Origin of the sequence: Weizmannia acidilactici (assembly GCF_008974225.1) — a bacterium.
GTDB classification, from domain to species: Bacteria; Bacillota; Bacilli; order Bacillales; family Bacillaceae_C; genus Weizmannia; species Weizmannia acidilactici.
On sequence record NZ_BKZR01000106.1, the window covers coordinates 1 to 1,032 of the forward strand.

Here is a 1,032-nt window from a genome sequence, read left to right on the forward strand (position 1 = left end):
TTCATCGAAAATACTCGACAGAAAAGGAGATTATCCTTCTTTTGACCTACTGCACTGTTGTATCAGGGCTGGTTGTTGAATTCTCGGCAGGAATCGAACTTATAGTACAAAAAGCTTGATATATAAAGCTTTAGAAGCATTTTAAAAAACCTTGATGCAAAATAAATGCAAAATTATTTTGCCTCTGCAAAAGTGAGTATCTGGATATTTATCCCGGCCAGCCACTTTTGCAGTTTTTTTGACAAAATTTTTGCGGAACCGCTTTTCCAATTTACATGATAATGATAATATATAAGCAAAAAAGTATTAGGGGGATTTTATTTTGCTATTAAAAATTTTAGGGTGGTTAGTAATTATTTTTAGTGCGTTTATAATATTAGCGCTATTAAAAAATTCAAGATTGGTTTAATCATTGTGTTTTTATTGGTCATTGGATTTGTCGGCTATCCATTGACAAAGGCGGGATCCGGTAGTAAACATGCTGCTGCTCATCCAAAAACACTAAAACAAAAGATAACTTTATCCTTGCGCTCCTCCGCCCGTTCCTTTATTCGAAATCTGGCAACGGAAGAAGATTTAAAGGAACTCGAAAAACTGATTGTGGAAAGAAGAAACAATTCTTAAAGAACTGTTTGTCTACACATCCCGAAATTTTTTCGGGATTTTTTTATTTTATTTGCAAAAAAACGCTCTGGAATATTAACAGAAAGATAAAGAAATGAACTAAAGGAGGAAACGGAAATGTTCAAAACGAAAAATGAGCGGATGATTCCACGATAGTAAAGCCGCTTGGCAGTTGTGCGATGCAAAGGAATACTTTGTCAAGCACAGTATTTTCAAGAAACATGGTATTTTCATAGATTTCGTCAACTTTTTCTTGCGTCACTCTGATTTCGCTCATTTGTCATCCCCTAATACAACCGGTCCGTATCCTTGAATGGGACCTTCGGCAGAAACAAATGCGTTTCCGTTCCCATCGTAAGTACGATTCACGAATTTTTCAGGCTCGTATTTTTTGAAATAGCTCAATTC

1 protein-coding gene is annotated in these 1,032 nt (G+C 35.6%); it reads right to left on the minus strand.

The features are described from left to right. Nucleotides 1–745: 745 nt before the first annotated feature. Entirely contained in the window at nucleotides 746–901 is a 156-nt protein-coding gene (locus GBH70_RS16905) for a hypothetical protein (RefSeq protein WP_172968332.1), read from the minus strand. Nucleotides 902–1,032 lie beyond the last annotated feature (131 nt).